General features: G+C 38.6%; 10 protein-coding genes and 1 pseudogene. 6 read left to right on the plus strand and 5 right to left on the minus strand.

Annotated features, from left to right (window positions below; genetic code table 11):
• Positions 1 to 230: 230 nt before the first annotated feature.
• A complete protein-coding gene (locus B4113_RS12420; RefSeq protein ID WP_033842939.1) occupies positions 231 to 1439 on the minus strand; it encodes a cytochrome P450, cyclodipeptide synthase-associated in 1209 nt (402 codons plus the stop codon).
• Between the two features lie 21 nt (positions 1440 to 1460).
• Complete coding sequence (locus B4113_RS12425; RefSeq protein WP_033842938.1) at positions 1461 to 2156, minus strand: tRNA-dependent cyclodipeptide synthase; 696 nt, start codon at positions 2154 to 2156, stop codon at positions 1461 to 1463.
• Positions 2157 to 2357: 201 nt separating this feature from the next.
• On the opposite strand from B4113_RS12425, the gene B4113_RS12430 reads away from it, so the two are divergent.
• Positions 2358 to 2825: a MarR family transcriptional regulator gene (locus B4113_RS12430; RefSeq protein ID WP_033842937.1), complete on the plus strand. Its 468-nt coding sequence runs from the start codon at positions 2358 to 2360 to the stop codon at positions 2823 to 2825.
• Positions 2826 to 2837: 12 nt separating this feature from the next.
• Complete coding sequence (locus B4113_RS12435; protein ID WP_033842936.1) at positions 2838 to 4010, plus strand: MFS transporter; 1173 nt, start codon at positions 2838 to 2840, stop codon at positions 4008 to 4010.
• Positions 4011 to 4096: 86 nt separating this feature from the next.
• On the opposite strand, the gene B4113_RS12440 is transcribed toward B4113_RS12435, so the two are convergent.
• Both B4113_RS12440 and B4113_RS12445 read right to left on the minus strand, forming a co-directional pair.
• Positions 4097 to 4510, minus strand: a complete 414-nt coding sequence (locus tag B4113_RS12440; RefSeq protein ID WP_033022489.1) for a PAS domain-containing protein — start codon at positions 4508 to 4510, stop codon at positions 4097 to 4099.
• Between the two features lie 151 nt (positions 4511 to 4661).
• Positions 4662 to 5318 (minus strand): TetR/AcrR family transcriptional regulator, encoded by a 657-nt coding sequence (locus B4113_RS12445; RefSeq protein ID WP_051962592.1) that lies wholly within the window; start codon positions 5316 to 5318, stop codon positions 4662 to 4664.
• 142 nt (positions 5319 to 5460) lie between these two features.
• Here B4113_RS12445 and kynU point away from each other — a divergent pair, with 142 nt between their 5' ends.
• The 4 genes from kynU to kynB are packed head-to-tail and all read left to right on the plus strand — an operon-like array spanning position 5461 to position 9741.
• Positions 5461 to 6747 carry a kynureninase gene (gene kynU / locus B4113_RS12450; RefSeq protein ID WP_033021796.1) on the plus strand — a complete coding sequence of 429 codons (1287 nt, stop codon included), beginning with the start codon at positions 5461 to 5463 and terminating at the stop codon, positions 6745 to 6747.
• Positions 6748 to 6767: 20 nt separating this feature from the next.
• Positions 6768 to 8207 (plus strand): amino acid permease, encoded by a 1440-nt coding sequence (locus B4113_RS12455; protein ID WP_033021795.1) that lies wholly within the window; start codon positions 6768 to 6770, stop codon positions 8205 to 8207.
• Positions 8208 to 8247: 40 nt separating this feature from the next.
• On the plus strand, positions 8248 to 9090 hold the full coding sequence (kynA, locus tag B4113_RS12460; protein ID WP_033021792.1) for a tryptophan 2,3-dioxygenase: 843 nt from the start codon (positions 8248 to 8250) through the stop codon (positions 9088 to 9090).
• Between the two features lie 24 nt (positions 9091 to 9114).
• A complete protein-coding gene (gene kynB, locus B4113_RS12465) occupies positions 9115 to 9741 on the plus strand; it encodes an arylformamidase (RefSeq protein ID WP_033021791.1) in 627 nt (208 codons plus the stop codon).
• Positions 9742 to 10158: 417 nt separating this feature from the next.
• On the opposite strand, the pseudogene B4113_RS20605 reads toward kynB, so the two are convergent.
• Positions 10159 to 10442: pseudogene (locus B4113_RS20605) on the minus strand (IS5/IS1182 family transposase); the annotation flags it as partial.

A 10442-nucleotide genomic window follows, 5' to 3' on the forward strand; every position in this document is an offset into this window, starting at 1 on the left:
TATTCATCCTCGCACCTAGATACACGCCCAACGTATGCCCAAATGCCTCTCATCCCTTTGGTATCAAGGGATGAGAGGCATTTTGTTTGCCTAGTGACTGTCGAACTCGGGTGGTAGGTCGCACTTTCATTCTACAGGAGATCCGCAGGCAAGGGCTATTTTTCTGCTTGATCAAGTTTATCTAGCACCACGGGTTGATATATTTAAATCTCAGAAAAGTCTCGAGTTCACTATGTAGTAAACTTTAAAACTAAAGAAACTGGACCTCTAGTATATAATCCTTTTTCTTCATACGAAAAAGACTCGTCCAACTCAATGTTTTTAAAACTGTTTAAAATAATATTTGCTACAAGTTCTAATTGCATAAGCGCTAAGGAAGCCCCTACACAAGTATGTGTTCCATACCCAAATGCTAGATTTTGTGAGTGACTAGTGAAAGCTTTATTATCTTCAAAGCTTCTATAAATATCAAATTTATCTGGATTTGAAAAGGCTTTAGGATCCCTATTAGCAGCACCAATCATATTTATAATTACTGCATTTTTAGGAATCAAAACTCCTTTGATAGTCACTTCTCTAGAAACTTGTCTAGGAATAAATTGAACTGGAGGTTTAAAACGCAATGTTTCATTAATAGCATTCTTCAAAAGCTTGCAATTATTTTTTACATCCTCGAATTGTTTTGGATTTTGAAGTAGATTGTAAAATAGCAAAGCTAAAGTTTTATCGACAGGTTCAGTTGCAGCCAATAAAATATTCAATGTTAAGGCAAGAAGCTCCTGAGAAGTCATTTTTATGCCATTAAATTCTGAACTTTTTAGTATAGATATTAAATCGTTTCCAGAAGAGTCTTTTTTACTTTCTATGATTGGAAGTAAATATTTTTCTAACTGTTCACTGCACCAAAAGCAATACTCAATTTCTTCATCAGAGAGATTGAAAGAAGTAATAAATTTTGCTATGCCTTTGTGCCATTCGGCAATTTGCTCTTGATCCTTTTTATCTAAGCCCAACATATCCATTGTTGATTGAACAGCAAATATCTTGCCAAAATCATTTACTAAGTCTATTTTTCCACGATTAAGATAAGGGTTTAAGACTTCAATAGCATTTTGTTTGAATAAAGAAAGTAATCGTTTGAGATTTTCACCTGTGAGCCCTTTCATTATCATTTTCTTTTTTTCTTTATGCTCTTTTCCAGTCATTTGGGCTAAAACTCTATCACGCATAACTGGTTGAGCTCGTTTCGCTAACATTTTAGTAGTAAATATTTCTTCATTTTCTAAAACATATTTCACATCTTCATAATTACTAACAAAATAACAGTCAATAGATTCTTCATAAAAAACAGGCTCTTGTGTTCTAAAATAAGAAAAAAACTTGTAAGGATCTTTTGAGTAAGCTTCTGAAAAAATACTTATTTTACTTTGTTGCAGCATATATAAAACTCCTTTCAAATATTAATTAATTTGTTTCAAGATGATATAGCCTTGGTTGTCACTCATTTTAACATAAAATTCTGAATTTTTAATTTCCTCTCCTAATTTCCACGGTCTATGATATGCAAGCACGGACTCTTTATAGCCTAGAATTGAAGCACCTGATAGAAAGAAAGGTAGTTCTGCTAATACGTATTTTACAGCGTGAAATAACATATTATCTGTAATTTCTATATCTTCCATATTTAAAGACTTCGCTCGGCTAGAAAGTGCATCATGAGACATTGCCAAACAAGATTTCCTAAATTTTTCATATTTTTCAAAGTGATAAATTACGTTTTGATAAACTTCATTATAAATTTTGTTGTTTTTAAAATCTGAAAAAGTATATATATCAATCTCTCTACCATTTTTCCTTAATGCTTCTTCGCTAAAACGGAAATGACGTCTGATTTCCTTTCTAACTTTTCTTTCCGCTTTTGTTGTAGGAGTTCCGAGGGCTTCAAGTAAGTTCTTAGCTTCATCTCCAGCTAATAAAACGGTCACATTTTTGAAATTTTTTGATGACCAATCAATAAGTTGATGAATATAGTTTTGTGAAAACTTACTGTTAAAGGGACTGATACCTAAAAGTATGTGAGTCTTATTCTTATAAATTTTCTCGCAATTTCTGGATAGTGGAACAACATAGAACAAATCTTTAATAATTTGTTGCATTTAAAAACCCCTTTCCTCAATTGTAATTAACCAGTTAATATTAACTGATTAATATTAACTGGTTAACGATAATATAGCACACCCAAAAAATATTGTCAAACATTATCGAATTGAACAAATTATTATTCGCTCCCCTTGACAACACATAAAAATTCCCTTACCATTATTGTTAACCGGTTAACTATAGTGAGGAGGATGAGAATGGAAATCACTAAAAAGAAAGTTCTAAAAGCATTACAAGAATTCATCACAACTAGGGAATCGCTCAGAAGAACCGAATCGAGCAATAATAAGAACGTATTGTTCGGTGTTTCATGGACATTGACACAATTTCACATTGTTGCGCTTCTGAAAGAAAATGAATTAATGAATAATACGACTTTAGCTAAAGAACTTAACATATCGAAACCAGCGGTAACGAAAGCAACCAAAAAGTTACTGGAGAAAGGGATTATTCGAGAAAAACAAAATGAAGGAAATAAAAAAGAAATTTTCTATGTTTTAACTGAAAAAGGGGAAACAATGGCCGCAATTCATGAGAAGCTGCATAAGGAGGCTGAAGAAAAATATTTATCACTTTTAGATAACTTCAATAAGGAACAACTTGAAACAATCATATTATTTTTAAATACGCTTACTAATCATTTGAAAAATGAAAATATGAAGTAGGAGGGAAAATCTTTGGATAAAGCCTTTCAACAAAAAAGCAAAGTTCTGGTTCTTCTCTTAAGTATTTCAGCTTTTTTTGCGTCATTAAATCAAAATATTTATTCCCCTTTGATTCCTCTTATTCGAGATACTTTTGACACAACAATTTTTTGGGTGGATTTAACAGTTAGTGGTTTTATCTTTATTATTTCTATCATGCAAGTAATATTAGGAACATTTATTGATTCTGCGAATCAAAAAAAGTTAATGATCACTAGTCTTTTCATTACAAGTATCTCAACTTTATTTTGTGCATTTACAACAAATTTTATGGTATTTTTTGTTGCACGAATGTTTCAAGCCATTGGTACAGGAATGATTCCGTTGATTGCGGTGAATGTCATTGCATATTTATTTGAAGGGGCAGAACGGGGCGATGCAATGGGAACATATCAAATCTTATTGACATTAGCCCCCGCACTTGCGCCGATCTTGGGAGGATTCATTGGACAATACTACAATTATTCAGGTGTATTTTTATTTCTATTTGTCATTTCAATGACATTGTTGATTTTTTTAGGATACAAACTTCCGACATTAAATAGTAAACAATTATCAGATAATAAAAATAAATATAAAACACTTCATAAATATCAAATTTTATGGGCAGATAAAAAAGGCATGAGTGTTATCGGAATTGGTTTTTTCGTCTTCCTAGTATATTTTTCAATATTGACATACTTACCTGTTTTATTGCACGATCACTATCAAATATCTTTACAGATTATCGGATTATTATATTTGCCTTTGACAATTAGTATGATTATAGGTAGTACTTTATTTAAAAAGTTACAAAGAAGATTTGATTTAGAAAAGTTATACCGTACAATTTTATACTTAATGCCGTTTTTCATTATATTATTTGGTTTAATGATGGAAAAGAACATGATCATATTAAGTATTATTTTATTCATTTATGGTGTTTTACTAGGATTTTCTCCACCATTATTTTCAACAATCATTAGTAGTCAATATACAAATGAAAAAGGATTGGCATTAGGAATATTTAATTTTGTACGATATTGTGGAATGGCAATAGGAGCAGGAATTGTCGGAATTAGCTTTCTGAGTTCCTCTTCCTTATTTCTTATTCTAGGAATCGTGTTTTTAGTGGTTTCGTTCATGATTAATCAAATTTTAAAATAAAAAGTGGATTTTCCACCCTTTATTTTCAATAAACACCAAAGGCGGATTAATCCGCCTTTTTCTTGTAGAAAAGAATCAGAGGATGTCTAAGATTCACTCAGATTCACTCTTCGTTTATATACATTTCGTAAAACCGGCTTGGTAAAAAACAAAATAGCTCCTTCCACATGTTTATCTACGAGCAACGGATGCAATCGGCACGAAAACTCCACACAGTCCCCTTTCACATTCCTCATGCAGACAGCCAGACTAGCTACAGGCCTTCCCTGCTTAATATGCTGAGAAAGTGATGTAGATTGGACAAATTCTGTGATGTGTTTACCGATCACAACGATTTGGGGACGTTCCAGTATTTGCTCTGCGGCAGAATTTGTATGAGCGATATATCCTTGTGCATCGACAACGAAGACCGGGTCCCTGATAAATGACAAAAGTCCCTCAACCTCCCTAAGCAGTTTCAAGCGTTCTTTTCTTGCTTCCTCCCAAACCCTCCCGTCCATGTTGATTCCTTCCCTCCTAATCAAGTTTTACGATACCCTATTACAGGCTTGTTATAGTTGACGGTAAATCATGAATATATTCAAACTGTCATGTTTTTATGGAAGAGAGTGTAACGTTATTTGTTCCTAGCATAAAAAAGCCAACAAGCATTCATCGGTAAAGTCCCTCCATATACACCACCGTGATCGTCCAAGCAATTTCCTCTATTGAACATTTACGATGATGACCACGCACAATGTCCCATAAGTACATTTCATTCGTAAAAAACCAACCACGCGCCACTACCTCAGGATTTAATTCTGTCCTAGCGAGTCCTTTACGTTGGGAATAAGAAATATCTTGAGAAATTCGTTGGATAAATCGCTCGCGGATTTCTGCCCATTTCGAAGACGCGGCTTGGGAAACACCGATCGCTTGCTCGAATACCTGTAACATGTCGCGTTCCGCTTCCGCCATTTTTAAGAAGGAATACGCTTGACTTTGAATCATTCGTTGTGCTTCCTCCTTTGATGTAGGAAAAAAGGAAAGCTCAGCGATTTGATAAAATTGCCCCATCACATCTTCCATCAGCGTGATCAGAATATCATCTTTCCCTTTAAAGTAAACATAGGCTGTACCATACCCTACACCCGCTTTCTTGATAATTTGGGTAACAGTAGTATCATGGAACCCTTCACGGATAAACACTTCCCGTGCTGCTTGCAATATTTTTTGGCGCGTGGCCACAGAACGCATATGGCGGCGATCGATCGTTTTTTTGCGATCCACTGTATCCCTCCTTAACGATACTCCCTTGCTTCTTAGCATAAGGGGTATAAGACCAAAATAAAAGAAGATGACAAAGCTGAAACATAAAAAAAAATATTTAGAACATTTAGTAATTGACATCATGTCAAATTCTTTTGTAAAATCTTTTTAGCATGCATCGAATGAAATAGGAGGTAGATTCATGAACGTCACAAACTTGGAACCTACATTAGAATTTGCCCAAAAGCTTGATCAAGAAGACCCATTACGTCATTTCCGCGATGAATTTTACTTACCGCCAAATTCCATTTATATGGATGGCAACTCACTAGGACTTCTTTCCAAAAGAGCGGAAAAAACACTGTTCACCGTATTACAAGATTGGAGAATATTAGGAATAGACGGTTGGACAAAAGGAACTCATCCATGGTTTGACCTATCAGAGAAGGTGGGCGCCATGTTGGCGCCATTAGTCGGCGCTTCACCGGAAGAAGTGATTGCTACAGGCTCTACCACTGTTAATTTGCATCAGTTAGTTTCTACCTTTTATCATCCAGAAGGAAAGAGGACAAAGATCTTAGCTGATGAATTAACCTTTCCATCAGACATTTATGCGTTGCAGAGTCAGCTTCGTATTCACGGTTATGACCCCAGCACCCATCTGATTCGAGTAAAAAGTCGTGATGGGCGTTTTTTGGAAGAAGAAGATATTATTTCAGCCATGTCTGAAGACGTTGCCTTAGTTATTTTGCCTACTGTTTTGTATCGCAGTGGTCAAATTTTGGACATCAAGCTGCTGACTCATGAAGCACATAAACGTGGCATCTTGATCGGATTCGATGCTTGCCACTCCATTGGAGCCATTCCGCACTCATTTAGTGAGTGGGGGGTTGATTTCGCTTTTTGGTGCAACTACAAGTATATAAACGGAGGGCCTGGCTGTGTCGCAGGACTCTATGTCCATCGTAAACATTTCGGTTCCGCACCTGGCCTAGCTGGATGGTTTGGATCGAAAAAAGACAAACAATTTGATATGGAACATACATTCAGTCCTTCTTTGACAGCTGGAGCTTATCAAATTGGAACACCGCATCTTTTGAGTCTAGCTCCTTTGATTGGATCCTTAGAAATCTTCATGGAAGCAGGAATCGAACGGATTCGTCAAAAGTCTTTGCAACTGACGAGTTACTTGATGTACTTAATTGAACATGAACTTTCTTCTTTCGGCTTTATCATCGGCAATCCAAAGGACAATGCACGCCGTGGGGGACATATTAGCTTAGAACACGAGGAAGCGGCCCGCATTTGCAAATCATTAAAAGAAAATGGCGTCATTCCAGACTTCCGAGCACCAAATATTATTCGCTTAGCCCCGATTGCTTTGTACACATCTTATGAAGAGGTATGGAACGTTGTACAAATTCTTAAGAAAATCATGCAAGAGAAACAGTATAAGAAGTTTTCAAACGAGCGTGAAGTAGTCGCCTAAATAGTAAGGAGGGAGTCACAATGACCAAGCCAAATCACTATACGCATGAATCGCAAGAAAAAGACACTGGATTACATCGTAAATTAAAAACGAACCAATTAACTATGATCGCTATGGGATGTGCCATTGGCACCGGGTTGTTTCTCGGAAGTGGCCTTGCCATTCAAACAGCCGGGCCTAGTGTTTTGCTTAGTTATGCCATTGGTGCTTTTATCGTATTGTTGTTGATGGGTTGTTTAGCTGAAATGACTGTCGCTCATCCAACATCAGGTTCTTTTGGAACCATTGCTGATCGGTACATCCACCCCTATGCAGGTTTTATCGTCCGCTATTCGTATTGGATCGCTAATGTCCTCGCTGTAGGGGTGGAAGTGAGTGCCATTGCCGTTTATATGAGATACTGGTTCCCTCATACACCAGGGATCCTATGGATTCTACTATTTGGAGGCATTCTTATTTACGTTAATGCCACTAACGTTCATACGTTTGCTACTTTTGAGTACTGGTTCTCGATGATCAAAGTGAGTGCAGTAGTCCTTTTTATTCTCCTTGGAACCTATGTTATATTCGGGGGATCGGAACAATCTGGAATTGGACCCTCCAATTTCGTTAATGATGGCGGATTTCTCCCATTTGGCTGGTGGGGGATGTGGGTGGCTATCTTTATTTCTCTGTTTAGCTTCTTAGGAACAGAAATGATAGCGGTTACATCAGGTGAAGCAAAAGAACCCGAAATTGCCGTTCCCAAAGCATTAAAAGCAACCGTTTTTCGTTTATCGACTTTTTATGTACTCACGATCGCCATCATGTTGATGATCGTCCCATGGAAAGCAGCGGGAATTGACAAAAGTCCTTTTGTGAAAGTAATGGAAATCCTAAACATCCCTAGTGCTTCCGGGATGGTGAACTTCATTGTTCTCACTGCGGCACTATCGGCGATGAATAGCCAATTATATGCGTCAACGAGAATGATGTTTGCATTGGCACAAGAAAGATATGCTCCCTCTTTCTTTGCTGGGGTGAGCAAAAAAGGGGTTCCGATCAAGTCATTACTCGTTTCTACCGCCGGAATTGCCATTTCAGCCATCGTTTCAGCCCTTCTTCCTGAGACATCGTATACGGTCATGATGGGCATTTCCATGTTTGGAGCCATTTTTACTTGGTTGATGATTTTTGTTTCTCATCTTTTTTTCCGAAACAAGTGGAATCAAACGAATGGTCGCCCATTGACGATCAAAATGATTGGATTTCCTTACTTAACCATCCTAGGCGGCGTACTATTACTCTGTTTAATGATTACAACTTGGTTTACACCATTTAAACCGATGTTACAGTTTGGGATTCCTTGGCTATTATTGCTAACCATTGCGTATGTTCTTTGGAAAAAGCGCAATGCCACATACCATAACGCAACTTCTTCTACATCATCCGATGAAACGGTCGCGAGCACAAATCAATAATCGTATCCAGCCGATCATTCTACGAAAAGGGTGGGAACATATGCAAAAGAAACAAAATTCATTCGAACTGGAGAAAGGCATTCATACAGATTTCCAAGAAGAGATGTCGTACACAAGCTATCTTCAGCTTGATAAAATTTTATCGAGTCAACGGCGGTTATCTAACCATCATGATGAGATGCTATTTATCATTATTCACCAAACAAGTGAACTTTGGATGAAACTCATTTTACATGAAATGGAATCTGCTATTCAATGTATTTTAGATGACGATTTAGAACCATCCTTTAAAATGTTTGCCCGCATCTCAAGAATCCAACAACAACTCATTCAATCATGGGGTGTTCTTTCAACACTGACTCCATCAGAGTACATGGAATTTCGTGAATGTTTAGGCCATGCTTCCGGATTCCAGTCTTATCAAAACCGTTTAATTGAATTTGCCCTTGGACAAAAAAATATACACGTTTTGCCTGTCTTCCAACACGATCAGCATATTTACGAACAGTTGGTGAGGGCACTACACGCTCCAAGTGTCTATGACGCAGCGATCAAAGCATTGGCCGTTCGCGGGTTATCTATTGATCAGGAGGTCCTTCAGCGCGATTACTCGCAAAACTACCAGCCAAATGCTAGCGTGGAGAAAGCATGGTTGACGGTATATCGAAATGTCGATCGATATTGGGATTTATATGAGCTCGCGGAAAAGCTAGTAGATATAGGTAGCCAACAGCAAATATGGCGTTATATGCACATGACTACGGTTGAACGAATTATTGGCTACAAAAAAGGAACCGGAGGATCATCAGGTGTCTCCTACTTGAAAAAAGCACTCGATCGGCCGTTCTTTCCTGAACTATGGACATTAAGAACCAAATTATAAAAGACAACAGCAGGAGGCGGAACGATGAGTGCATGGATCGACATCTCCCAACGACTTGATGAACATACTCCGGTATGGCCGGGCGATACTCCTTTTTCCTATCGCATTCGCTGGCACAAAGAGGACAGTGGGTCAGTAAATGTCGGCCAAATCACCATGAGCACACATACAGGCACACACATTGATGCTCCCTTTCACTTTGATAACAAAGGAAAAAAAGTCATCGATCTTGATGTAAATATCTATATCGGACCGGCCCGGGTTATCCATCTTTCAAATCCAAAAAAAATTGGAATCGACGAATTACAACAGATTGACTTAAACGGAGTGACACGCTTATTAATCTACACGGGGGCATGGACAAATCGGAATACATTTCCGGAAACCATCCCCTATATTGATCCGCCATTGGCGCCATACTTAAGAAAATACGGAATTCGTTTGATCGGGGTGGATTTGCCTTCCGTTGACCCGTTGACAAGCAAACGATTGCCTGCCCATCACGAATTGCACCGCTGTGGAATTCATATTTTGGAGGGGCTCGTATTAGACCATGTTCCTCCTGGGGACTATGAGCTAGCAGCCCTTCCTCTTCCCTTAGTAAATGGCGATGGGAGCCCTGTACGGGCGGTATTACGGAAAATGAAATAAAACCATTCAGAGGCATTGGTTTCGTTTGCTTTGGCGGCAATCAAACATCAATGAGGCTTGTTCACCCAAAAACCATCTGTCTTCAAAAATGGCAGGGCGTACTCAATGTTCAAAACAGAGAGATCACATCAAAGGCTGCTATCCTCTAGGAGGCCGGTGAAAAACCGCTGATCCCCTTCATCAATGGGAGAATGATTGAAAAACAGGCCCGATAAAACAAGGTTTTTCTAATTGAGAAATAACATTGTAAATCCGTATCCACGAGTAAATCACCAGTGTTCTAGAAGACTGGTGAAAAACAACAAACGGGCTCGATTGGGGAGAAGTCACAAGGAATGAAATGATGACGTTGCAACGTTTTTTGGTTTGGGAACACTGTCGGAGAGCAGTGTTTCTCCTTAAATCACCGGCCTCCTAGGTTGGAATTTCTTCCATCTCCTTGCGGCGCAGCGACACGAGCGGCGTGATGCCTTGAACGAAGAGCGCTTTCGAGAGCGCTTTCAAATCCTCCGTGGTGCCATGCGCTTTGTCTGCGGGCAAGGTTCGAATCGTGATCGACGGGTAGCGAAACCGAATGGAAGCTCGCTGCTCCCAACTCGTCTCCCGCTCCGCCGTTCCAGTGGCAAGGCTGGCCCGTCTGGACAAAATCACGCGCGACTGGACGTCGATGACGTCGTGCACCAGATACCGAGGATACGCTT

This window comes from Geobacillus sp. B4113_201601, assembly GCF_001587475.1.
GTDB lineage: Bacteria > Bacillota > Bacilli > Bacillales > Anoxybacillaceae > Geobacillus > Geobacillus icigianus.